General features: G+C 46.3%; 20 protein-coding genes. 2 read left to right on the top strand and 18 right to left on the bottom strand.

Features of this window, described 5'->3' with window-relative positions; genetic code table 11:
• Positions 1 to 12: 12 nt before the first annotated feature.
• Complete coding sequence (locus A8709_RS20965) at positions 13 to 1095, bottom strand: HupE/UreJ family protein (RefSeq protein ID WP_065854779.1); 1083 nt, start codon at positions 1093 to 1095, stop codon at positions 13 to 15.
• A gap of 987 nt (positions 1096 to 2082) precedes the next feature.
• Here A8709_RS20965 and A8709_RS20960 point away from each other — a divergent pair.
• Positions 2083 to 3360, top strand: a complete 1278-nt coding sequence (locus A8709_RS20960) for an ArsB/NhaD family transporter (protein WP_065854777.1) — start codon at positions 2083 to 2085, stop codon at positions 3358 to 3360.
• 73 nt (positions 3361 to 3433) lie between these two features.
• Here the strand turns inward: A8709_RS20960 and A8709_RS20955 are convergent, their stop codons facing one another.
• The 7 genes from A8709_RS20955 to A8709_RS20925 form a co-directional block, all read right to left on the bottom strand.
• A complete protein-coding gene (locus A8709_RS20955) occupies positions 3434 to 4252 on the bottom strand; it encodes an inositol monophosphatase family protein (protein WP_065854775.1) in 819 nt (272 codons plus the stop codon).
• A gap of 33 nt (positions 4253 to 4285) precedes the next feature.
• Entirely contained in the window at positions 4286 to 4729 is a 444-nt protein-coding gene (locus A8709_RS20950; protein ID WP_065854773.1) for a DMT family transporter, read from the bottom strand.
• 54 nt (positions 4730 to 4783) lie between these two features.
• Complete coding sequence (locus A8709_RS20945; RefSeq protein WP_065854771.1) at positions 4784 to 5737, bottom strand: ComEC/Rec2 family competence protein; 954 nt, start codon at positions 5735 to 5737, stop codon at positions 4784 to 4786.
• Between the two features lie 33 nt (positions 5738 to 5770).
• Positions 5771 to 6865: an ABC transporter ATP-binding protein gene (locus A8709_RS20940; RefSeq protein ID WP_141692604.1), complete on the bottom strand. Its 1095-nt coding sequence runs from the start codon at positions 6863 to 6865 to the stop codon at positions 5771 to 5773.
• Entirely contained in the window at positions 6866 to 8524 is a 1659-nt protein-coding gene (locus tag A8709_RS20935; RefSeq protein ID WP_084225245.1) for an ABC transporter permease, read from the bottom strand.
• 72 nt (positions 8525 to 8596) lie between these two features.
• Positions 8597 to 9709 (bottom strand): ABC transporter substrate-binding protein, encoded by a 1113-nt coding sequence (locus A8709_RS20930; protein WP_065854769.1) that lies wholly within the window; start codon positions 9707 to 9709, stop codon positions 8597 to 8599.
• A gap of 39 nt (positions 9710 to 9748) precedes the next feature.
• Entirely contained in the window at positions 9749 to 11083 is a 1335-nt protein-coding gene (locus tag A8709_RS20925) for a hypothetical protein (protein ID WP_065854767.1), read from the bottom strand.
• Positions 11084 to 11430: 347 nt separating this feature from the next.
• On the opposite strand from A8709_RS20925, the gene A8709_RS35475 reads away from it, so the two are divergent.
• Entirely contained in the window at positions 11431 to 12141 is a 711-nt protein-coding gene (locus A8709_RS35475) for a GntR family transcriptional regulator (RefSeq protein ID WP_084225241.1), read from the top strand.
• 69 nt (positions 12142 to 12210) lie between these two features.
• On the opposite strand, the gene A8709_RS20915 is transcribed toward A8709_RS35475, so the two are convergent.
• From A8709_RS20915 to A8709_RS20875, 10 genes are all read right to left on the bottom strand, one after another.
• On the bottom strand, positions 12211 to 12579 hold the full coding sequence (locus A8709_RS20915) for a VOC family protein (RefSeq protein WP_065854765.1): 369 nt from the start codon (positions 12577 to 12579) through the stop codon (positions 12211 to 12213).
• 52 nt (positions 12580 to 12631) lie between these two features.
• The gene (locus A8709_RS20910) at positions 12632 to 13009 is read right to left on the bottom strand and encodes a MarR family winged helix-turn-helix transcriptional regulator (protein ID WP_065854763.1); all 378 of its coding nucleotides are present in this window, start codon (positions 13007 to 13009) and stop codon (positions 12632 to 12634) included.
• Positions 13010 to 13213: 204 nt separating this feature from the next.
• Positions 13214 to 14815 carry a type 2 periplasmic-binding domain-containing protein gene (locus A8709_RS20905; RefSeq protein WP_065854761.1) on the bottom strand — a complete coding sequence of 534 codons (1602 nt, stop codon included), beginning with the start codon at positions 14813 to 14815 and terminating at the stop codon, positions 13214 to 13216.
• Between the two features lie 69 nt (positions 14816 to 14884).
• Positions 14885 to 15754 (bottom strand): carbohydrate ABC transporter permease, encoded by an 870-nt coding sequence (locus A8709_RS20900; RefSeq protein ID WP_065854759.1) that lies wholly within the window; start codon positions 15752 to 15754, stop codon positions 14885 to 14887.
• 2 nt (positions 15755 to 15756) lie between these two features.
• Positions 15757 to 16638, bottom strand: a complete 882-nt coding sequence (locus A8709_RS20895; protein WP_065855124.1) for an ABC transporter permease — start codon at positions 16636 to 16638, stop codon at positions 15757 to 15759.
• A 249-nt stretch (positions 16639 to 16887) separates the two neighbouring features.
• Positions 16888 to 17625, bottom strand: a complete 738-nt coding sequence (locus tag A8709_RS35215) for a hypothetical protein (RefSeq protein ID WP_244163273.1) — start codon at positions 17623 to 17625, stop codon at positions 16888 to 16890.
• A gap of 60 nt (positions 17626 to 17685) precedes the next feature.
• Positions 17686 to 18963 (bottom strand): hypothetical protein, encoded by a 1278-nt coding sequence (locus A8709_RS35210; protein WP_244163272.1) that lies wholly within the window; start codon positions 18961 to 18963, stop codon positions 17686 to 17688.
• Between the two features lie 19 nt (positions 18964 to 18982).
• Entirely contained in the window at positions 18983 to 21043 is a 2061-nt protein-coding gene (locus A8709_RS20885) for a beta-galactosidase (RefSeq protein ID WP_065854757.1), read from the bottom strand.
• Positions 21033 to 23066, bottom strand: a complete 2034-nt coding sequence (locus A8709_RS20880; RefSeq protein WP_084225238.1) for a beta-galactosidase — start codon at positions 23064 to 23066, stop codon at positions 21033 to 21035. Before A8709_RS20880 ends, A8709_RS20885 begins: the two co-directional genes overlap by 11 nt.
• Positions 23067 to 23200: 134 nt before the next feature.
• A complete protein-coding gene (locus tag A8709_RS20875; protein ID WP_065854755.1) occupies positions 23201 to 24781 on the bottom strand; it encodes a type 2 periplasmic-binding domain-containing protein in 1581 nt (526 codons plus the stop codon).
• Positions 24782 to 24803: the final 22 nt, after the last annotated feature.

Below are 24803 nucleotides of genomic sequence, written 5' to 3'. Positions count from 1 at the left end.
CGATTAATAAAGTTAAAGCAGCGTCCGCTCTACGACCCATATTGCTCCCATCAGCGCAATCAACCCTGATGCAATACCTAAAGCATAGCGATAGTTGCGCCATTTTGAGGCAAAAACGACAATGGGCAGCAATACGAGCAATACACCGATCTGTCCGATCTCAACTCCCACATTGAAGGAGAACAGAGATAACATAAAATGATTCAAAAAAGCATCTCGCAGCACTTCTGCGAATCCCAATCCATGAATAAGTCCAAAACCGAGAGACAATGCCCAACGCCATTTTATTTGCCTTAACCATATATTTTCTACAGCAACATATACGATGCTTAGTGCAATTAAAGGCTCGACCACAGATACCGGAATATTAACAATTTTGAGAGAAGCTAGAATAAGCGTTATGCTGTGACCAATCGTAAACGCAGTCAACGTTTTCAAATAGTCACGTTTGCGTTGCGGAAGGATAATTAGTGCGGTGACGAAGAGCAGATGATCAATTCCAGTCCAAATGTGGTGGATGCCAATACCGATATATTCAAATATCGTCACCAGCCAACTGGGGAGCTTCACGCTTCTGCTTCCCGATGTCTCAGCTGCTTCTGCCACGAGTCGGTGATCTTGGTTAAAAACCATGTCTACAGAGCTGCCCTTGTATCTGATTTTTGCGAAATTTTGATGCTGAGGATCCAATCCATCAAAAAACAAATCATAGTTAATCGCATAATCGTGGATTGTAGCTGGGAAATCGTACTCCAAATCAATCATCATGTAGGAACGATTTTCCCGCTGCTTCATTGATACACCTAGCAAGGTAGCTGGTTCGCTCACATTTGCACTATTTACAAAAAGCCCCTCCGTGATGAGACGCTGCACATCCTCTGTTTCCCAGGCAGACTTCGGCGGCGCAGAAGGATCGAACACATACGTCGTCTTGTTGGATTTGCTATCAAGCCATTGATCATACTCTTCTGGTTCCAGATATAACTGATAGCGAATGGTGGAATTGTCAATAGAAACATCCGAATAGCCTGTTGTTGACATATGTGCACTCGCTGAATTGACAGGCCAAATGACGACTAGCAGCCATAGCAACAAAAGCCATGTTACCAGCCTCTTGTTCCAGATAACATTTGAACTAGAAATGGTCTTCTCCTCCCATAAATTTCATGATCTTTCTAGTCAAGTATATAAATAAAAAGCATAATCAAGCAATGTATATTGCTGTTTTTTACAATATATTTATTTATTATGCTGTATATAGTTTACAATAACATTACATATTTCCTGCTTTTTATACCGATCAATGACTCATAAATTTTTCTCCAGTTCTTCGGAAATACGAACTCCAAATATGTAGATCCTAGATAGTCAAACATAGGGAAAAAGCTCGATAAACGTTGGAAATAACCGTATTATCAACAAAAATAAGATGAACCTGCTACTTAGCACTTGTCCAATCAGCGCTATATGTTCCCAGGACAAGACCCGCTTGCTGACGTAAATCCTCAATATTCTCATTGAAAAACTGCCATTATAAGTAGCCAAAGGGGAACTCAAAAACAGTATAAAACAGCAAAATAAAACACTATTGCGCTTTTTGGACATTTTACCTTCCGAGTCGAATTGAATGAAAAAGGATCTAATCATTTTGTGTCGCTCAGATCCTTTGGTTCTTGCGTTTCCTGCTCTTTTATCGCAGCTGATGCTACTGTAAGGCCCAAAACAGGCCTTACAGAGCATGACCTGCATTCGATTTGTAACGCCAAGAAAGGGCGTACATCTTATTTTTCCAATAATTCCATATAACAGGATAGCAGCTACCCTCTTGGTATTTAACTCAGGTTGACATAAATCAAAAAGCAGTATAAATTTATAGCACCACGGTATACGACCGTTTACTTGATCATAATTATCAATGAACTAAATAGAGTTGCGTTATGGAGGAGCCTGTCACCAAGGGCTCCCTTTGTTCATTTTAGGCAAAAGGAGTCCTTGGTAGGGCTCTTTTTTTATGCCTAGAAAGGAGTTTTCTCCAATTTTTAACATAAAAAACAATTAATATTTAGGAGGAACTAAAGAACTATGGAACAACAAGCAATCTTAGCAATGGGTATCTTTCTTCTTACGTACGGTTTGATCATCACCGAAAAAATTCATCGCACAATCGTAGCTACGATCGGTGGTATCCTGATGGTTGTTCTGGGTATTGTGGATCAGGAGTCCGCCCTGCACCACATCGATTTCAATACATTAGGACTCCTCATAGGCATGATGATAATTGTAAATATTACAGCTGAAACCGGGTTATTCACCTATATGGCACTCTTAGCAGCAAAAAAGGCAAAGGGGGATCCCGTCCGCATTCTTGTAGCGCTCGTGTTGATCACCGCGGTGGGGTCCGCGTTTCTGGATAACGTGACTACCGTACTGCTTATGGTACCTGTTACCTTCAGCATCACACGGCAGCTGCGCGTTAATCCAATACCTTTTCTAATTACTCAAATTATTGCTTCTAATATTGGCGGCACTGCGACATTAATTGGTGATCCTCCGAACATTATGATCGGAAGTGCGGTTAAATATTTGACTTTTATGGCCTTCATCAACAATCTTGCACCCATCGTGGCGATCATAATGGCGATTACCATTCCCATTTTCGTATTCCTATTCCGTAAACACATACAGACAACACCTGAGTTAAAGAGGAATATGATGCAAATTGATGAGAAAGAAGTGATCACAGATCGCAAATTACTAACGAAAAGTCTTTGCGTGCTAGGACTTACGATTGTTGGTTTCTTTCTTCACCAACTGCTGCATCTTGAATCAGCAACTGTCGCTTTAGCAGGGGCATTTGTATTACTGTCACTTACGGGTGAACATGCCATGGAAAAAGCTTTCACGAAGGTGGAATGGACCACCATTTTCTTCTTCATCGGCCTCTTCGTCTTGGTCTCAGGCTTGGTAGAAACCGGAATAATTTCTAAGTTGGCCGTTGCGGCTATCGAACTAACAGGGGGAAATCCCGTTGCAACATCGATGTTGATTCTATGGCTCAGCGCTATCGCCTCTGCGTTCTTAGACAATATCCCCTTTGTAGCAACTATGATTCCTATGATTCAAGAAATGGGAATTTTGGGTGTAGAGCATATAGAACCACTGTGGTGGAGCCTTGCATTAGGCGCATGTCTGGGTGGTAACGGTACTTTAATTGGCGCAAGCGCTAACTTAATTGTAGCTGGCATGTCTGCCAAAGAAGGACATCCAATTACCTTCATGACGTTTATGAAATATGGTTTTTCGCTAATGATAATTTCAATTTCGCTATCCAGTATTTATATTTATGTTCGATTTTACTAAGTCAACGATAGAGACGAGTGGAACAGTGGAATGAAAAAGAACCCCCTTAACAGGGAGTTCCTTAACTCATTTTTCATTTTAACATTGAAATCAAATACTGATGAAGAACCCCATTGGAGGCGATCAACGTATTATCACTTAATACAAAAGGTCTTCCCGCAGCATTCGTGATCGCCCCACCCGCTTCTTGCAGAATGACTAGACCAGCGGCGACATCCCAAGGGTACAGTCCGTCGTGCCAGAACCCCGTCAACCGCCCAGAGGCCACCAGGCATAGATCAAGACTGGCCGCTCCCAGGATGCGTACGCTTCGGACAATGCCTGTCATTCTGCCGATTTGTTCCACAACAACGGAGTTCGGCTTCCAGTCAATGGCTTGAAATCCGGTTGCCAGCAAAGCCTGGCTAAGTTCCTGCTCGTTCCCTACTTGAATGGGCTTCCCGTTCACATAGGCACCACCCTGCTTGCGGCCTGCGTAGAGTTCATCGGTGACCGGATTATAGACGACTCCGCAGATCGGCAGGCCATCTCTCACAATCCCTACAGAGATGGCAAAATGCGCTAAGCTATGAATAAAGTTAATGGTTCCGTCGATGGGATCAATGATCCATCCATAGCCCGCTGGCGGCTCCAGTAAAGTGTGATGGGAATCCTCCCGACCCCCATCCGTTTCTTCGGAAAGAATCCAATGCGTCGGATAGTCACGCGTGATTTGACCGCGCAGCAGTTGCTCGCTTCGGACATCCACTTCGGTTACTAGATCGGATTGATTTTTCTTTTCTTGAATGTGTAATGGCATATTTATGAGATCCATAATCAGTTTGCCTGCTTCCTTCACATAACGGATGGCATCCTGCATAATTGCGTCTTCGTAAGCTAGCTGTTCGTTCATCATGTTCTCCTTCTCATCTAACAGCCTATTTTACTACCGGGATGATTTAATCAAACACCATACGCCTATCAGAATAAGCAGCATGCTGCATATTTTAGGCAGGGTCACAGGATTCTTTGGCAATCCCAATACGCCAAAGTGATCGATAATCGATGATGCTAGCATTTGCCCAACAATGATCAAGACAAATACCGACAGGGTCCCAACTTTCCCTGTGGCATAGGAAGTACCAAACATAATAGCCACCCCCATAGCCCCCGCAATCACCATCCATGGAATGACTTGCAGATCCAGAGGAGCAGCCGATCTAACACGCCATAATAGCAGCAGGGCCACGGTAATCTGCACAGCGGAAACGCCAATAATCATCCCCAACTGCCCCTGATCTTTCCCGATATGCGCGTTGATCATCCCTTGCATGACGCCTAATACGCCTGCAGAAAAAGCAAGTATGAAACTAATATTATTTCCGAGCATGTACTTGTTCCCCTTCGAAATGAAGCCGCAATCCGTATGTTTGGCGTCTGTCTGCTAAAAGCCGAAACCGAGCTGAATGGGAAGCGAGCCATTCACGATAAGGTCCGTTTCCTCACTCGTATAACTTCCAGTTATATAGAAGGAAGCGTTCGTACAAGATCGCAACCTGCTCCAGTTTTCTTGAAATACTTCTGAACTTTGCAAACTAATCGGTATGATACAGTGTTCGGGCTCAATCCACGATAAAATACGAGCATTGAAGCCATCCTCCATCCCATGATGAGAAACTTTCCAAACGCGGCTCCGAATATCCGTTCGCTGCGCTAATCGCTCCCACCCCGGCTCCAACTGATCCCCGCCGAATAGAACGCTTGTGTTCGCTTCTTCCATTGCATGAAGTCGATAGACCGAACTATCATGATTCGATAATTCAAAGAATCGCGTCAAGTTCTCCACGACTTCCTCATGTTCAGATTCCATAGAATACGAGAGAATGTCTTGGAGAACCTCATACGCAGGAAGAGGATCACCCTGCCAAGGATACAAATGGGTCAAGGTCATGCCTTCCTCCGTCCAAATGACAGAATCCTCACTTGATCCATACGCACTGCGCCATATGATTGCAGTACCCTGCTCGCTTAGAACTTGTATGAGTTCAACATACGATGCCAACATATGATAGACTCTTTCAGCAAAGCTGTCCCCTTGATTGTCAGTCCATGCTATCGGAGGAAGCAAGAAGGGCTCATAAGGAAGAACCGCTTTGATAACCGGTTTTGCTTTCGCCACATCCAACAGTCCATTGATATGATCTTCGTGAATATGGGTGAGAATCATCCATTCCAATTGATCTACGCGATTCCGATTCATCCAAGATAGCGGATGATCCTGATCTTCGGTGAATGTTCCATCTCCCCCGTCAATTAAACAAATACCGCCAGAAGGCAGTTGAATCAGATGAGCATCCCCCCACCCGACATTTAGAAATTGAACGTTCGCACTTGGCATAAGCCTACCACCTTTATGTTCGTCTTTCTTTCCTTACTTCTCCAGCGGCAGCAGATGGATTTTGTGCTTATCCAAAGCTAGATGCACAATCCCCTGTAAGTAACCGCGCACACTTGGACTTGCATCATCAACAATCCACTCAAATGGGGAAGCATCGATCCAATAACGAATCATTCTCCCCAGAAAGCTGCTCTTCTGTATAACACCGGCCCATACATTATCACCAGTAGTCGACTTATCCAGGATGGTGATGCATTCTGGTCTAATCACAAGCGTCACTCGATCACCTGACCGAAACAGATAGTCCCCACGATGTACCCGCAGTGTGAGAATGCCGCATTTAACAACGTGATCCTCCCCCTCTTCAGCCACAATTTCACCTTCCATAAAATTAGCAGTTCCAACGAAATCAGCTACAAATTTACTTTGAGGTTTAAAATAAATGTCCCACGGCGTCCCAACCTGACCGATACGCCCATTGTTAAATACAGCAATTCGATCTGAAATCGCCAGCGCCTCATCTTGATCATGGGTAACAAAAATCGCTGTGATGCCCAAGCGCTGCTGCAGCTCCCGCAGTTCATTTCGCACTTCAACTCTCATTTTGGCATCCAAATTACTTAGGGGTTCATCCATTAATAGAACCTTTTGCCCCATGATGAGTGCCCTGGCAAAGGCAACACGCTGTTGCTGTCCGCCGCTTAACTCTCGAGGAAGCCTGCCCTGTAAGCCTTGGAGCCCAAACATACTCAGCATCGCATCCACTTTATCTTTGGCTTCTTGACGGGAAGGCTTTTGCAGCTTTAATCCATACGAAATATTCTCATGAACGGTCATATGCGGGAAAAGGGCGTACTCCTGAAAGACAAGCGGTGTATTGCGCTTAAACGCAGGCAGTCCATTGACCTGGTTACCTTCTATATAAATGTTACCCGCATCCGGTTCATAGAATCCAGCGATCAGCCGCATCAATGTCGTTTTACCGCATCCACTTGGTCCCAAAAGTGTCGTGAAGCTGCCCTCCGGAATGTCGAGGGACACCTGCTTGATTGCCTCGAAGTCGCCGAAGCTTTTGGATACATTTGAAATCTGAATCATCGGTTTCTCCGTGTTCATCGTTTCCTCCATTTAAAGTTCTATTGATCTGCCTTGCTTCCTCAAGAAAAACTCAGCCACTGCCAGTACGACGAATGCAATGGAAATGAGCACAACTGTAAAGGCCGATGCACTGCCCCATGCTCCGTTTTGGACCAAGCCAAGAATGGATACCGTGCCTACGGAGGTTTTCGCCGAGTAAATGAAAATAATGACGCTTAAACATGTCACTGATCGCAGAAAAGACACGACAATGCCCGAGATAAACGGCCCTTTCAGCAGTGGAAGTACGATTTTCCTAAAAGTCGTAAAATGGCCTGCCCCAAGATTAAGCGAAGCTTCTTCCAATGCTCCACTGATCTGCTGTAAGCCTGCAAGGTTAGCGCTATAGCAGGTTGGTAAATTCCAAAACATAAGAGCAAGAACCATAATTAGAGAAGTTCCCGAAAGTAGAAGCGGCCCTTCATTAAACGCCATCGCAAAACCAAGTCCTAGGAACACACCCGGAACAGCGCCTGGTAAGATCGCCAAGAAATCCAACAGCCGATTGATGCCTATCTGCCTTCTTTGGACGATAAAAGCCAAAGGCAAAGAGAAGAATCCAGCAGCCAGCGAAGCGAGCAAAGCAAATTTCAAACTATTAAAAATCTCTCGACTCTTAGCCGTTACATAATGAAGGTTCTGCAAGGTGAACGACCAATCGAACCCCCACGTCTTGGTGAAAGCGCCATAAAACAGCACGCCATAGACAGCAAGAACAATAAGCGTGATGAGCAAGCAGAACGTAAACAACCCCCATTTGATGAAGGAAGGCAGCGGAAAATGGTCTAGGGATGTTTCTTTGCCCGTAACGGTCACGTAGGATTTCTTGCCAACCCAAGCTCTGTTCCACACGAACAGACCTAGGGCAGGAATCAACAGTGCTGTTGAAAGCACGGCAGCTGAATTCAAATCGAACAAGCCTGACATTTGCATATAAGCCTCTGTCGGCAGCACCGTGAAGTTCCCGGCTATGATCATGGGATTTCCGAAATCCGCCAACACATTCATCGCTGTAATCAGCGCTCCGCCTGCAATACCCGGCCTGCACAAAGGAAGGAAGACATTCTTAAAGACCTGCCAATGTGTAGCTCCAAGATTATAAGCCGCATACTCCAAATTGTTCGAAATCGACTTCAGTACGCCATAAATAACCGCATACGCATATGGAAAAAAAGTCATCGTCTGAACCAACCATAGGCCATGCCAGCCGTAGACATCGATATTCACGTGCAGCACATATTTCGAAATGATGCCCTGTCTTCCGAAGAGGAGGATATAAGACAGTGCAACAATAAATGGCGGGGAAACAATGGGTAAAATCGTAATAAATTTGAAGAGACCTTTGAAAGGCACCTTAAGTCTTGCAATCGTATAGGCAAAAATAAAAGCAATAACCGTACAAGATAGGGTTGATATCACCGTCATAAACAAGCTATTCAAAGCGGCATGATACCATCGCGAGTAGGTAAAAATCTTTACATAGTCTTCCAACCGAGTGAAGCTGATCACTTTCATAATGGGCCAAACGACAAACAAACACGTAATGAGAATAATCGCTGCCACACCCAAAGCTAAGACAGGTTCATTCCTTAACCTCTTCATTTCAGCCCAGGTATCCTTGACAGTAGTTGAAATCAATTCTTTCCACACCTTTCGGTTAGATGCATGCACCTCCCCAGCCAATACGCAGCAAGGGAGGTGATCGAACAGTCTTTAAAGCATTTATTTACCTGTCATTTCCGTAAATTTCTTCACAACATCTGCTTTCATCTGAGCTGCCTTGTCTCTGTCGTAATTCGCAAGTTTGACATCTTCAATCTTGATCATGCCTTCTGGTGGTGCTACATCTTTTCTAACGGAATAACGATTGGACATTTTCGTATTCATTTCCCCGATCGGCTTGGTTAACAGCCAGTCTTCGAATTTCTTAGCATTTTCCGTATTGGCTCCGCCCTTCACAATACCAACACCGCCGATTTCGAATGCCGTTTGGTCAGGAACGATGACTTTAATTGGATACCCTTTTTGAGCTGATTTCACGATATCATGCGCCCAAGACATAGCTGCTACGAACTCGCCTGTAGCCGTAAGTGTAATGCCATCGCCTGCAGCAGGTGTGTAGTGATGAACATTCGTATTCAGCTTTTTCAAATAGTCCCAACCCTTCTCATCTCCCAAACGGAACAACTGATCAGCAACGAAGATATAACCACCGCCCGCAGTCGCAGGATTGGATGTCAAAAATAGGCCTTTATAAGCAGGGTCAAGCAAGTCATCCCATGTTGTAGGCTCTTTAATGCCTTTCGGCGCAAGTTCCTTTTGGAATCTGTCTTTGTTCAAAACGATACCAAGTACGCCCATATACCATCCTTGCCAGAAGCCTTTCGGATCATTGAAACGTGATTCCAGATCTTTGGCGTTAGGGGATGTATATTTTTCAAGCAAGCCTTGCTGAGCAAGCGGCTCATAGAACTCCACCGATCCACCCACGAAAATATCCGCTTTAGGGTTAGCCTTTTCGGCTTGAATACGTGTACTAGCTTCACCCGCACCGCTTAAACGCAAGTATTCAATCTCAATGCCCGTATCTTCTTTAAATTTCTTTTGAATTTGCACGATATCATCTTCATTTAACGCCGCGTACACGACCAATTTCTTCGACTCAGGAGCCGTTGATGCTTTGACTGGCTCGCTGCTTGCCGAACTCGTTGGTGCAGGTGTCGATGAGGAACCTTGTGTATTGGTGCTAGTCCCACACGCTGTTAACACGGTGGTTAACATAAAAGATGCCGTCAATAACAAACTTAGTGTACGTGCTTTTGGTTTCTGAAACATATCCATCCTCCTAGATGATCTCTCTTTTGTATTTGGAACCTATTGCGCAGAAACGATAGCGGTTACCTTGGCTTGACCATTACTTGTAAGGGCATTGGTCCATGTTTGCGTTGTTCCAGGCGCTACAACTGCGGATACGTAACCCATATCATCATCACCAGAAGTACCATCTGAATCATAGACATGGATTTCTACATTGGTATTGGATGGTTTCGCTACATAGACCGTATTGTAGTTCTCGGAGAAGTTAGCTCCAAACTCCGCATCGTTAGCACCGAAGGCAATATTATATAGTTGATTGATAGGCGCATCATTTTTCTTCCAGAATCTTGCGTCTGTCTGACCCTGACCGTTTACATAGGCTTTGATGTACAGGTCACTTTTACCGCCGAACGGATCACGATCTGCCAAACTCTGAGTATTTTGAAGAACAATTTTATGTGAGTAATAAGGATTGAATACATACGTATGCGAGAAATTACCTAGACCATTCAGATGTACATCGACTTGGTGAGCTGGATCCGACCAGTTCATCCCTTGCAAAGCTGGACCGTCATCGCTGTCATCCCAACCCCATGGTGCATTTGCGGAATTGGCTGTGTTGTTATCGCCTGCAAATGTGCCCCAGGAAGCGAAAATATTCGGATCATTTCTGCGACTCCACAGATCTCCCCACTCTATCAATGCGTAGCCATAGTGGTTCGTATAACTGCCTGAAGTATTCGTTGGGAATTGGGCTACACCCGTGTAATCATAGACGATACCATCTCCGCCCGGAGCGCTTGATCCGTCATATGCCTTAACACCATGCCCGCCGCTTGGACTCTGTCCATTCGCTTGGCAGAACACCATAGGATGGCTTCCGTTGAAAAGAACGCCTCCATCCACGCCGTCCGAACCGGATGTAATGCTAGGATCATTCGTATAATCGTACCATTGGTTATGCGCCATCGTTTCCATCAACTGGAATGTTCCATACGTGGATCCATCCTTTTTAATGACAAGGAACAAACCTTCAAGATCATTCTCATGTGCATCCAATGGACGTGTGTAAGCATCGTCTCTGGCATGAAATAGATCGTACTCAATGAAATAATGGGTCGTCGTTTCGGCCACTTTGTAGTAAACATAACCATTCTCATTGTATTTCGTAAGATTATCCCAGTTATTCAAAGCCAGATAATCACCGTCATAGTTGAAGTTGGTAATAAAGTCAGCCCTTACATCAAGATCAGCGTTCACGTCTTGATAAATTTGAGGTGCCCAGTGAGCGGCTAGGTCCGAATAACTTGCAGCATGACTCGTGTTCGCTTTTGTGAAGAAAGGAATAATCAAAGTTAGTACCGTCATAAAACTTAATACTATTTTCCTCATCAGATAGGGCCCCTCCGTGAAATTAAGTTATTTTCAATTCAATATGGAGTAAACTAAACGAATCCTGACAGTCGATCACGCTGCCAATTATTCCGCCTTCATTTTGGCATTTCCTCCTTCCTTCTCCGCTGCTCATCATGCTGTCTGACATCTCAAATTATAGGGAAGATAACTCGCTGAAGTCAATGATTCCAATGTTAAATAATTGTGTAGGTGAAATGATGCAAACCCCCTCCATACATGTGTTTACTTGTTTTTAAAATAGCAGATATGTGTTACACTGTTGTTGTCAGACAGCATCGGAAAAATTAGAATTGAAATCAATAGCGGAGAGGAATCATTGAATTTTGGAGAAAAAATTGCTGTATCTCAGAGTCAAAGAAGAGATTGAAAAGAGTATATCCAAAGGGGAATTGCAGCCTGGGGAAAAACTTCCTTCCGAGCCTGAACTCGCGAAGAAATTCGAGGTGAGCCGGCCTACGCTCCGCGAGGCACTCAAGATGCTTCAACGTGAGAAAGTGCTCATCAGTAAAAACGGGGTTGGCACCTACGTCAACAACCGGTCCGATTTTATTATTAATCCGCTGAGCAGATTGCAAAGCGTGGGTCAAATGATCAAAAATGAGGGCTACACGGAAAGCGAATTAGACATCAAAATCTATACGCGAGAGCCTGAGGATGATTGGAAAAAGCAGCTGCAGATTGATGAAAAAGTGGTCATTTTGGAGCGTTCGCGAACAGCCGACGGCAAAAAAGTCGCCTTTTATTATAATATTTTCCCGCAAAGTCTGGTCGCCGGTCATTTCGAGGGGGAATTTTCTGGGGCTATCTTCGATTTTCTGAAGGGCAAGATGGGCATCAACATTGCTTACGCAATCACAGAAATCTGCGCCTTAAACAGCACCAAGGAAATGGATCAGAATGCTGTGAACGTGCTGGGCAATGAGGAAATTCTCTTATTAAAACAGCTTCATTTCGACGAGGATGATCGGCCTATTTTCTATTCACTCGACTATTTGAAAAATAGTGTCTTTAAATTGTTTATCAAGCGTGAGTAGACATTTTAGGTAAAGCCAAAAGCCCCCGAATGATTCATTCGCGGGCTTTTGGAATACTTTCCCTACTAGTTACGTTCGATAATAGGACATCACCCAGCAAACGCCGTTTCGATCTGTTACAATCGCAAGCAGTCCATTGAACGGCGCTTCATACATCTCCACGTTAATAGACCCGCTCGCCGCAAGCTCTTCATAGATGGTTCGGAACGCTTCCTCCTTTTCAATTGTCACAAACACTCTCACGTAATCGCCTTTCATGATTGGCTTTGCCGCCAGTGTATCCGCAAACTTAAGGATGGCCCCCTCTACATGTAGATCCGCGTTAAGCACTTCTTCCCCTTGCTTGCGTAAAATGGTAATCTCGCCACCAAAAATACGCTGATAGTACTTGATTTCATCCTTGCAGTTTTCCACTACGATAAAGGGAATAGCTTTCATTATGAACATCCTCCTCTAAATTTTGGACTCGTTTTTTCGGGCAATTCTGCTTCTATTCCTGCTCAGTCAGATTGTGAAGCACGATCTTTAGGAGGTTCACCATCATGTTATACTCCTCATCGGTCATGCCTTTTCTGGTTTTATTTTTCACGCGGGCCAGAGCTTCCTGTACCTTGGGTACCACCTCATGTCCCGCTTCCGTCAAATACAACAACTGATAGCGGTTGTCTGAGGTATCCACTTCCCTCCGCACATAACCTTCCGCTTCCAGCTTGGAAATAGCTTTCGCAGTTGTCGTCTTATCAATGAGCAGCTTTTCGCTCAGTGCTTTCTGAGTAATAGGCTGTTGAAACGCAATTGCCATTAGAAAAATATATTGCCCGCTTCCAATTCGATATGGCGCCAACTCTGCTGTGATCGCGATCTGCATATGGCGGTATATTGCTGAGATGTATTGACCATGTGATTCTGTTCGTATACCTTCGTCATTCGGGCTCCATTGTTGACTCAGATAAATCCCCTCCTAGATAGGATGTTATTGCAACTAATTTTACCTTATGCTAAATAGGGTGTTATTGCAACTATTAATAATAATAAAAAAGGGTCCGATCTGCATCGGAGCCCTTTCGACATCTTATTTTTTTACTTTGGCATACCAATCTCTAGCACGCTTCGTAACTTCGTCTCCGCCTGATTTGTTCCACTTGTCTACGAACTCATCGAATTTACTGATTGGATACTGACCAAGAATAATCTTGGTTGCATATTCCACATACAACGTACGGTTGTTAATATCAGCAAAACCATCATAGACACCAGCAGGCATACCGTCACCTGCAATGTCTCTAACATATTTCTGAGCTTCTGTAATGTTACGAATACCTTGATCGACAGCCCATTTGCGATCTTCCGACGTCGTGCTTTTGTATAGTTCTGCTGAGAAGTCTGCAGTAGCAAAATAAAGGTAAGGGTTAATTGCCAGATTCTCTTGTGTGCTTTTATCCTCTGGAAGCTTCGTAGCTTTGCCGTCCTTCATCGTGTAGTGCATACCTTCAACGCCAAGGAATAACGAACTCCAATTCTTCTTGTCATACATGTTGTTCAGGAGCTTCAGTGACGCCATCAGCTTCGCTTGATCTTTGGTGTTCTTCACAACCCAAGCAGGAGGACCCATCTTCTTCATGGTATAGAAGCCCTTGTAGCCTGAAACTTCTGGGATCGGCAGGACGGAGTAGTCACCTTTCACGCCTTTGTTTTTATTAATATTCTCTAAGCGCTCAAAGACCGACTCTTCCCAATGGAAGTAATTTCCTACAAGGTTAGAATCATTCTTGCCTTCCCATTTCGCCTTATTATTCAGAAGGGATTCTTTATCCATTAGACCGTCTTTATAAAGCTTAGCGATGAACTCCAAAGCAGCTTTCATATTCGGAGTAACTGCAGAGTAAGTCAACTTACCATCGTAGACATCCCAATCCGGCTTGCCTTCAAACATGGCGATACCGTACATCGCGAATAAATGATCCATCCAAGCCGCTTGCTCCCGGCCGCCCGTTGGAAGCTCATCCTTCTGTCCATTGCCGTTCGGATCCTTATCTCGGAAAGCCTCAAGTACTTTCACATAATCATCTTGCGTCTTCGGCATTTGTAGACTCAGCTTATCCAGCCAGTCCTTACGAATTAAGCCCGTTTCTCTACCATAGTCCACGATACCCGGGATATAATAAATTCTTCCTTTTCCGGTAGGATCATTTGCTTTCACAATGTCCCACATTTCTTTCGGAATCACCGCCATCACATTCGGTGCATACTTCGGCAGTAGATCTGTTAAATCAGTGATCGCACCGTTTTTAGCCAAACTGTCTTCGATCCCCTGCACGGGTTGGAACAAGTCAGGCATTTCATTCGCCGCAATTTTCAAATTCAGCTGGTTCAGATAGTTGGTGCCGCCATTCCATTCCACATACGGCTGGATAACGCCAACGCCAAGCTTTTCTTTATAAAAGTCATAGAGCTTGCTGCCTTTGGTAATAGGTTTAAAACCCGTGTTGCCACTCCATACTTCAAGATCAACAATTTCCTCTGCTTTAGGTGAAGCACTCACTCCTGGTGCTGCGCTTTGCGCTGCAGGAGAGGCAGTAGCACCCGCATTATCCTTATTACTACTACATCCGCTAATCACGGTAGCTGCAAGAGCTCCTGTTAATGCTAATACCCCAATTTTTTTGATATCCATGCTTTATTTCCCCCTTGTTTGAAATCGACATGCTATGTTCTAGGCTGAATGCCTTAAAACCGATAGGAATTATCCTTTGACAGAGCCAATCATGGCTCCCTTGACGAAATACTTTTGCAAGAACGGATATACGGCAATGATCGGAATAATCGCGAAGATAACCGTTGCTGATCGTAATGTTCGTTCGTTAAAGTTAAAGTCAACCATGGAAGCAGCACCCGGTAGAATCGTGTTATCATCCGTGATGAACTGGCGGATTTTCATTTGCAGCGGGAACCAATCCACGTTTTGGAGAAACAATAAAGGCGTCTGGAACTGGTTCCAGATAACCACCGCGTAGAACAAAGCTAGTGTGGCAAGTACGGCTTTCGAGAGCGGAAGGACGAATTGGAACAGCATCCGAAAGTAACCGCTGCCTTCCAAGAAGGCCGCTTCTTCGAGCTCTTTCGGGAACTCTTTGAAGAAGGATCTCATGATAATCAGATTAAATGGGTTCAAGATGTGCGGTACGATCAAAACCAACGGATTATTATATAAGCCAATACCACGCACCGTTAGGAAGTAAGGAATGATCGGTGCTTTGAAGATCATTGCAATGACCACGCCAATCATGACCACTGAACCCCAGCGAAATTCCTTCTTCGAAAGCGGATAAGCAAGCAAAGCTGTAATGAGTAGGGCCAACACCGTACCAATCACCGTTGAACCTAGTGTGAGGAAGAAAGACTTCCACAAGTCAGGACGCTCAATAATGTAACGCCAGGAATCCAATGTGAACTGCTTGGGCCAGATGGATACCAGATTTTGCACAACCGCCCCCTTCGAGCTAAACGAAATGGAAAGGACGGATAGCAGCGGCACGAGTGCAATGAACGATAATAGCAGAAGAAGGGCTGTGATGCCTGCTACGAATGCTTTTTCTCCCCTAGATTCAAACATAACTACCACAACCCCCCATCCGAAACTTTTTTGGACAGCCGATTGAATATATACACCAGAATGAAACCGATGACCGATTGGAACAAACCAACCGCTGTTGCGAAGCTATATTGTGCCTGCTGGATACCAGTTCGGTACACGTACGTATCGAGGATGTCTCCTGCGCTGAACGTCATAGGTGTCAATAGATTGAACACTTGATCGAAGCCTAAGTCTAAGAAGTTTCCAATTTCCAAAAGAAAGAGGACAAGCACTGTTGGCAGAAGCAGTGGAAACGTAATATGACGAATTTGCTTGAAGCGTGAGGCCCCATCCATCATGGCCGATTCGTATAACTGTGGATCGATGCCGCTGATGGCGGCCATATAGACGACAGTTCCCCAACCAGCATCTCGCCAAATGGAAGTCAGAACATAAACCGGTCGGAAGTAAGCGCTGTCTTGCATGGCCAAAATGGGCTCATGCCCGAACCAACTTAGGACAATGTTGAACAATCCGCTTAAGGAGAAGACGTCAAACACGATACCGGACACGATGACCCACGATAAAAAGTGTGGGATATACAGCGCGGTTTGAATCCCTTTCTTCAGCGCAGCTTTCCGAACTTCGTTCATCATCAGCGCCAGTAAAATCGGAATCGGGAAGACCAGTACAATTCTCAAAAATCCTAGAATTAATGTGTTACTGAACACACGGGTAAAATCAGGATAATGGAAGAGCTTGTCGAAATGCTTGAAGCCTACCCAAGGACTATCGATAAACCCTTTGAACACGGAATAATCCTTGAAGGCGATCACTGAGCCTAGTAATGGGATGTACTTGAAAATAAGAAGAAAAATGAGACCCGGAATGGCCATCACATAGAGCGGCCAGAATACTTTCATTTGAAGTTTACCTTTGTACACGTTAGTCCCCCTCTATGTCTAGTTGCTGTATTCGCTTACATCTCGTATATTCGCTAAGTCATTCACTTGTTGTATTCGCTTACATAAAGTGTACTCTCTAAGGGGCCTGCCTCTCAAAGGGGCATTTTTAAGTTTCTACAGGGTCATTTTATAGATAAGATTCGAGTTAAAAATGAAAAAAAACAGTACAATGACCATACTCGGCATCGTACTGTTTTTCGAAATGGCTTACAGCATTTTATTCATTCCATCACAACGAACTGTCCACGTCCCATCCTGTGGGAATCCCGGAGCGGCTGTCTCAGGACCTTCCAGCCAACCGCCTGCCATCATGGCAACGGCCGTCAGTAGGCCTCCATTGCCTGGCAGATAAATGGGTAATCTGTCCGTCTGGAAATTATGACCGTTCGGCAAATACGTATTCTTCGTCCGGTCAATTAGGAGCAGATCAACGGCAAGATGCCCTTCCCCCAGCCTGGCTGCTGTCATGGCCATCATCGGGTAATCCCAGCCCCATGTGTCCTTCCACTCCCAGACACGCATGACCTCGTGAAGTGTTTGCTGCATCGTCTCTGTATCTGTCATTAGGCCGGGCAAAATACCTAGGGGCGCTAACATTGTCGGATGGTCGTCGATGCCTGTTCGACCGCTGAATGTATCAAGAACTGTTTCGGCAGCCACATACAGACCCTCCGATACAGGCAGCGGAGACAAGTGTTCTAGAACGTGATTCCACTTCTCCACAGGAGCTAATCCAAGTCGTTCTCGCCATTGGATTGCCACGGAGAGTCCGAACGCCCAGTATGCAAGCTCGAAGGTCGGATTCATCGTAACAGCATGATCAAAGAGTTCCTGTGCGGGTGCAAGAGGCGGCCCCAGAACATAGCGCTTACCGTTGTCATCCCACTCTGCAAAGGAAGCCATGAACGCTGCGCTCTGGAAGACGATGTCACTAAACCGTTCCAAGGTTTCACGATCCTTGCCAACCGAATAAAGCAGTTCAGCGAAGTAGATGGGATGTGGCTGCTACCAAATCAGAAAAGGCTCGATGTAGCAAGGCGCATTGATGCCTTCATCCGTGACACACTTTGGCCAGCGGGCTCCTTCGTAGCCTTGAGACTGTGCCAATTGCTGCGCCTTGGGGAGTATCTCCTGATACCAGCCCAAGTTATTCGAGAGCAGCTCCGGTCGATTCCATAACGCAAAATGCACGGAATGCCACCAATGCATCTCCAGATGGAATTTACCAGCCCAGCTATTCATCGTTAGTCCCGTCTCTTGAGGCGGAAGCGATCCGGACGACTGCACGGCCGTCAAATATTGCGAGAGCACAATGCGACGTTCCAGCTCATGGGCACGCATGTCCTGACTTTCTGCCAGTTCTACGGCAGCGCCGCTGTTCCAAAAGTTAAGCCAATGATTCGTTGAGTGTGATAGGACCTGTTCGAAGTCAGGAAGCGTAGCAGCTAGTTCCTCTTTCGAATATCGAATCACGAACGTTACTTCATCGCTATCTGAAGTAAGTGCATACAGATGAGGGTCAGATGAATCGCATGTAAGTGTGCCATTGGACCATTCGGCTGTGACGAAATAACTGTCCTGATCCAGCGTTCGACTGAAGCGTACAGAGCGATCCGTTGCTGCCATGATCTCCGTCTGGTGTGCTTCTGGGCGGTCCCATACCGCGCCTGATCCGCCAAAGGATGCTGACCCATATGGAAAGTGCACGGCCAATTTCGGCTGCCCTGACGACAAGAGATTAGATTTAACACGGATGGCAAGCATGTCTTCTTCCGGATGACAGCAGGTCACTACCGAGGCCGTTTCGCCGGATAAAGAGAATTGGCTGGAGATCACACCTGTCCAGAGGTCCAAGGTTTGTTCGATTTCCTGTAAGTTCTCTAGCACGGCCGGCTCACCAGAGGGAAGCGTTAGGAGGAATTTGACTGCCCCCAAATGCAGACGATGAGGGTTCATACGCAGCCAACGATATTCCTCGCTGCTTTCTCCGCGTGGCATATATGGAAATTCAACTTCTCTACCACTGAACGTTTGATAGGAGGTTTTCGGAAATTTGTCCACCTCATAGCCCATTGGATTAGCAGACGTATGCCAGCCCCAATTCGACAAGTGCCCCAGTCCAACCCCGCCATTCTCATAGAGCTCAGGGAAAGTCTGCAGACCTGTCGCATCAACAGTGAAGGCATAATTCCCATTCCCCACCGTTAGCGAGGAAAACTTATCAAAGCTTCGTACAACAGGGTTGTGGCGGCGCACGAGTGCTTCACGATTAATGGTTTGCAAGAATTACACCCCTTCTCTATTAAATCTCGATTACATACACATCAAAAGCCTTCATCATCACTAGGCCATGAAGATCAGTGTCTGTGAGCATATCCCGTTTCGGTGTTAGAAAGGTGATCATCCGTTCTTCATGCCCATAGTTCATCAAAATGGCATACCGTTTATCCGTACCCTCTTGCACACGAATCGCCAACTCTACGTCTTCCGGCAGCTCCGCCCATTTCGCAGCTGGGGACACAAGTCCCAGCTCAGCGATGAGTGCACCTGCGGCCTCTTCCGTAAAAGCACTGCCGTAGTAATAGGCGTTCCCCATGCCGTACTTATTCCGTACAAGCGCTGGTTTCCCCGCATAGTAGTCAGAAGCATAGGAGGCTAAGATTTCAGCATTGTCCGAAGTAACATGCAGAATATCTACGAAAGCATCGCCTTGGAGGACGGCCCCGGTTTGCCAACTGATATCAGGCAGCTGTTGGAACGGCCCAACCAGCGTGAAGTCCTCCACCTCGATACCGCACAACTCGGCAAGCGGTCCAGGGAACGGCTGCATATAGCATTGGCCTGTCGCATCCTTATAGCCGCTTCTGCAGCCGAGCACGAGCGTCCCGCCGCCTTCGACGTACTTTGACAGCAGCGCTGCTGTCGACGTTGGCATAATCGCTGGATGTGGATAAATGAGCAGGCGATACTTGGCTAATTCCGCCAAGGTTGTTGAAGAACGCATGTACTTAGTATCCGTCGGGATATGATGACGCTGCAGTGCTTTGAACCAGCCGCTGATGCTCCTCCCCGTCAGAGGTCCGTGCCAAACATCCAGCTCTCCGTCCCATTCATTGTCATAGTCTTTCAGTATGGCGACATCCGCTTGATATGTTGTGCCAAGCAGCTGCGCACCAATCCGGTTCAACTCCTCGCCAACGCGAGCCGCTTCTTCTAATCGGCGATTCGGCCGGTTATGATAATCATTCAGACCATGCCAATAAATCTCCGTCCCCTTCGTCGCCGTTCGCCAACGGAAATAGAGCACCATATCCGCGCCGTGCGCGATGGATTGATACGTCCAAAGCCGCATCTGGCCTGGCTTCGGCGAAGGCATTTCGATCCGATTCACCCAACCGCCTGGCCCAGCCTGCTGTTCCATGATGATGAAATTCGGCGAAACGTCGCGTGCCGCACTGAGATTCAGACTCCACTTGCGGTCCAGCAGCGGTCGATCGCCTTTATCCGGCAGGATTGTGCTGAAGTTCGGATAAGAGTCATAAGCAAAAACATCCAACGATTCATCCATCATCTGATGGCTATCCAAGTGACCGAACATCCCGTTCGTCGTGACCCAGTGGTTCGGTGCCTTTTCCCGCAAAATATCTGATTGTAGCTTGGCAAAGAAGATCGCGCTATCCGAGAAGAATCGCTTCTCATCGAGCGCTTGATGCGGATTTGGCGAATTGGTCGGAGTAGGTCTGGTCAAATGAACCTGCGACCAATCGCTATAGGTTTGATTCCAGAACACCGCGCCCCATGCTTGGTTCAAGGCATCTAAACTACCGTACTTCTCCTGCAGCCAGACTCGAAATGCCGTATGATCTGCTTTTGAATAAAAGGTATTGACCTCACAGTTCAGCTCATTGTCGATCTGCCAGCCTACCACGGCCGGATGGTTTTTGTAATGCTCCGCCAACTGCGTGACAACTCGTGCACACAGCTCATGATAGATCGGCGCGTTGTAGTTGAAATGTCGACGTTGTCCATGTTGGTAAACCGTCCCATCCTGTTTGGCATTCAACACCTCCGGGTACTTGGCTGTCAGCCAAGCTGGCGGTGTCGCGGTCGGTGTGCTCATAATGACGAGCAAGCCGTATTGGTGCGCGAGATCAATCGCCCGATCGAACAAGTCAAACTCGAAGCGTCCCTCCTCCGGTTCGAAAATGGACCACGCGAATTCGGCCACACGGACGACCGAGAGGCCAAGCTCCTTCATGCGGCGATAATCGTCTTCCCACAAATTCTCTGGCCACTGCTCTGGATAGTAACAGACACCAAGTCGGAATTGCTCTGTTCGCCAGTCTTGCCCTTTAGTCGCCATGGTTCGTTTCCTCCCCAACAATGACCTCCACCCCATAGGGATCCAACTGTAGCATGGTCTCGTACACCCGGCCCGTTAACTTACCACGTCCCGATACGGTAAGGGGTATATGCTGTTCAGAAGACGTTGTATTTACATACAACACACTGTCACCGACCTGCCGCGCGGTTACACCTCGTGGTGTTTCTGGTCCCTTTTGCACATCAAGCTCTGTGTAGAAATGGTTCAATAATGCTTGCATAAGTTCTATATGAGCTGGAACAGCCACATACACGGCCTTCCCGTTTCCGTAGGCATTCACACTAACAGCGGGCAACTCTGTGTCTAGATTCGTAAATGTGGCCAAAACCTCAGCCGTAGATGGCTCCAAAACTTCATAATAATCAATCGGAAAATCGATGATGTTATCGTTAAATTTAACTTGAGGCGTTTCACGTCGAATATTCATTTTTTGCTTCTGGAGTCCACCCTCATTCGAATCCGAATAATGGTAGACTGGGCGCTCGAACGCATTCGCCCGGATTCCGAAAACATCGCTAAGTCTGCCCGGCATCGTCGTGCCAAACACTGTATTGTGCTCATCCACTTTGGCTGAATAAGCTGTCATAATGACCGCTCCGCCTGCTGCGACGAAATCCCTGATCGTCTGCGCGGAAGCTTCATCCATGATACAGTGACCAGGAACTAACAACAGCTTGTAATCCTTCTCGATCTGGCGAAGGTTTACCACATTACAGTCCACATTATCCTCACCAAGTGCTTGGAACGTCTGCATTACTTGATTCATATAGGTCGTTTTATAATAGCCTTTTTGATTCTCGGACACTTTGAACGATTCGAAAGAATAGGCTAGCGCAACTTCCGGCTTAGGAAGATACGGCAGGCCAATCGCTTTCAGCTTCTCCATCTCATGAGCGAATTGACGGAATTCGTCTAGTTTTCTTCCAGGCAGACCATCATGATCGAGGAGTCCAAACAGGTACTGCTCCTCTCCCCCTAGCATCGATCGCCATGTCCAAGCGCATATCGCTTCCGAGCGGAATAATAAGGATAAATATGCATACATGCGAAGAACACCTTTCGGAGGTGCATAGGCACCGAAGGACCCCGTCTGGAATTCCAGACACCAAATCGGCTCATCCTTTTCGCTGATGCGATGGTTCATGTGAAGGCACGCGCCGAACAACGCATTCCGATCTTCTGGATTGACACCCGGGTAAAATCCGATCCCTGGCAAATCAAAAATTTGATGATAGCCTTTCAAATAATCGAAGCCGAGTACGGGATTTTCCCCCCAGTGATTCGTCGTTTCACGTGCTTGCGGGGCATTCTTCCGTACGATTTCGCTTAAACCATATAGATAGCCAAGCTGCTCATCTGAGAAGAACCTCCGCATATCCAGCATTCGTTCTGGCGCTCCGTTGATCTCCCCAGCAACTGGGAACTCCGCATCTTCGAAGCTATTGAGTTTACGGGACCACCTTTGTGCGGCCCAGGCCACATTCAATTCTTCCACGCTGCCGTATTTGGCTCTCAGCCACTGCACGTACCGATCACGTGCTTCATGCGAGAATGTCGGGATTCCGCTGCCTACCTCATTACACAAACCAAATGCATGCAACGCTGGATGCCCCGCATACCGCTTGGTCAGCGTCTCAGCGAATCGGTACGCGTATTCCTGAAAGGTCGGGTTACCCACATCCTCCATGTAACGGTGCACCGCTAGAAGCGGATTCCGATTCCGGTCGGCTAGCTGGATAGCTGGATATTTCTTATGCAGCCAAGTCGGGGCTGGACGGGTGGCAATGTCGAGAACGACTTTGAACCCTGCCTCTGCGAACAAGTCCATAACCTCGTCGAACCAACCGAAGTTGTAGTTGCCTTCCGAAAGCTCGAAGCTGTCCCAGCACAGATGTCCGAGACGTACTAAGTTAAATCCTGATTCCTTCATTAAGCGGATATCCTCCGGCCAACGTTCGCGTGGCCAGTCATGGGGGTGGTAATTCGTTCCTACGTATATCATGATTTATTCACCTCTATATTTATTTGGGTGGCGTCCCATTACTTATAACTGTCTCTGCATGTTTGATACTGATATAGAGAAGGAGCCGCCCTATCAATATGGCTGCTCCTAACTACTACATTCACACAATAGAATTACTTCTTCACCTTCGCATACCACTCATTAGCACGCTTCGTGACTTCTTCACCGCCTGATTTGTTCCACTTGTCTACGAACTCATCAAATTTGCTAATCGGATATTGACCAAGGATAATCTTGGTTGCATATTCCACATACAGCGTACGGTTGTTGATGTCAGCGAAGCCTTCGTAGACACTAGCTGGCATACCGTCACCAGCAATCGTTTTGACATATTTCTGAGCTTCCGTAATATTTCGAATACCTTGGTCCACGGCCCATTTGCGATCTTCCGACGTTGTGCTTTTATATAGATCTGCTGAGAAGTCTGCAGTAGCGAAATACAGATACGGGTTAATCGCCAGATTCTCTTGTGTGCTTTTGTCTTCTGGCAGCTTGGTCGCTTTGCCATCCTTCATGGTGTAATGCATACCTTCAACGCCGAGGAATAATGTATTCCAATTCTTTTTGTCATACATATTGTTCAACAGTTTCAACGATGCCATGAGCTTCGTCTGATCTTTGGTATTTTTCACAACCCAAGCAGGAGGACCCATCTTCTTTAACGTATAGAAGCCTTTGAAGCCCGGTACCTCTGGGATCGGAAGGACGGAGTAGTCGCCTTTTACCCCTTTGTTTTTGTTGATATTTTCCAAACGCTCGAAGACCGACTCTTCCCAATGGAAGTAATTCCCAACCAGATTGGAATCATTCTTACCTTCCCATTTCGCCTTATTGTTCAAGAGCGATTCTTTATCCATTAGACCGTCTTTATATAGCTTAGCAACAAACTCTAGAGCAGCTTTCATATTCGGAGTAACCGCCGAGTAGGTCAGCTTGCCGTCGTAAACATCCCAATCCGGCTTACCTTCAAACATCGCTACACCGTACATCGCGAATAAATGATCCATCCAAGCCGCTTGTTCGCGGCCACCAGTTGGGAGTTCATCCTTGAGTCCATTACCGTTCGGATCCTTATCTCGGAATGCCTCAAGCGCCTTCACATAATCATCTTGCGTCTTCGGCATGGGCAGATTCAGCTTATCCAGCCAATCCTTGCGAATCAAGCCAGTTTCTCTGCCATAGTCCACGATACTCGGGATATAATAAATTCTTCCTTGTCCCGTAGGATCGTTGGCTTTCACCACGTCCCACACTTCCTTCGGAATAACCGCCATGACATTTGGTGCATACTTCGGCAAAAGATCTGTCAAATCAGCGATCGCACCGTTCTTAGCCAAGCTGTCTTCGATGCCCTGTACGGGTTGGAACAAGTCCGGCATTTCGTTCGCTGCAATCTTCAAATTCAGCTGGTTCAAATAGTTGGTGCCGCCGTTCCATTCCACATACGGTTGAATAACGCCAACGCCCAGCTTTTCCTTATAAAAGTCATAGAGCTTGCTGCCTTTGGTAATCGGTTTGAAGCCCGTGTTGCCATCCCACACCTCAAGATCAACGATTCCCTCCGCATTTGCACTTTGTCCTGCAGCTGGTGAAGAAGATGCAGCGTTTTTATCCGTATTGCTGCCGCAGCCCGCAAGAACGGTAGCTGCAAGTGCTCCTGTTAATGCGAGTACCCCTATTTTTTTGATAACCATGCGAATGTTTCCCCCTTGATGT

The organism is Paenibacillus pectinilyticus (assembly GCF_001700435.1).
In the GTDB taxonomy this organism is placed as follows: Bacteria; Bacillota; Bacilli; order Paenibacillales; family NBRC-103111; genus Paenibacillus_E; species Paenibacillus_E pectinilyticus.
The sequence above is the reverse complement of the archived record's forward strand: the minus strand, read 5'-3'. Positions and strand labels throughout refer to the sequence as shown.

Coding starts and splice junctions, on each gene's coding strand:
- A8709_RS20880 (WP_084225238.1), bottom strand. CDS start 23,066: ATGATATACGTAGGAACGAATTACCACCCCCATGACTGGCCACGCGAA.
- A8709_RS20915 (WP_065854765.1), bottom strand. CDS start 12,579: ATGAAAGCTATTCCCTTTATCGTAGTGGAAAACTGCAAGGATGAAATC.
- A8709_RS20960 (WP_065854777.1), top strand. CDS start 2,083: ATGGAACAACAAGCAATCTTAGCAATGGGTATCTTTCTTCTTACGTAC.
- A8709_RS20875 (WP_065854755.1), bottom strand. CDS start 24,781: ATGGTTATCAAAAAAATAGGGGTACTCGCATTAACAGGAGCACTTGCA.
- A8709_RS20940 (WP_141692604.1), bottom strand. CDS start 6,865: ATGGAGGAAACGATGAACACGGAGAAACCGATGATTCAGATTTCAAAT.
- A8709_RS20895 (WP_065855124.1), bottom strand. CDS start 16,638: ATGAAAGTATTCTGGCCGCTCTATGTGATGGCCATTCCGGGTCTCATT.
- A8709_RS20955 (WP_065854775.1), bottom strand. CDS start 4,252: ATGAACGAACAGCTAGCTTACGAAGACGCAATTATGCAGGATGCCATC.
- A8709_RS20905 (WP_065854761.1), bottom strand. CDS start 14,815: ATGGATATCAAAAAAATTGGGGTATTAGCATTAACAGGAGCTCTTGCA.
- A8709_RS20950 (WP_065854773.1), bottom strand. CDS start 4,729: ATGCTCGGAAATAATATTAGTTTCATACTTGCTTTTTCTGCAGGCGTA.
- A8709_RS20925 (WP_065854767.1), bottom strand. CDS start 11,083: ATGAGGAAAATAGTATTAAGTTTTATGACGGTACTAACTTTGATTATT.
- A8709_RS20900 (WP_065854759.1), bottom strand. CDS start 15,754: ATGTTTGAATCTAGGGGAGAAAAAGCATTCGTAGCAGGCATCACAGCC.
- A8709_RS20885 (WP_065854757.1), bottom strand. CDS start 21,043: ATGGCGACTAAAGGGCAAGACTGGCGAACAGAGCAATTCCGACTTGGT.
- A8709_RS20910 (WP_065854763.1), bottom strand. CDS start 13,009: ATGCAGATCGCGATCACAGCAGAGTTGGCGCCATATCGAATTGGAAGC.
- A8709_RS20930 (WP_065854769.1), bottom strand. CDS start 9,709: ATGTTTCAGAAACCAAAAGCACGTACACTAAGTTTGTTATTGACGGCA.
- A8709_RS20945 (WP_065854771.1), bottom strand. CDS start 5,737: ATGCCAAGTGCGAACGTTCAATTTCTAAATGTCGGGTGGGGGGATGCT.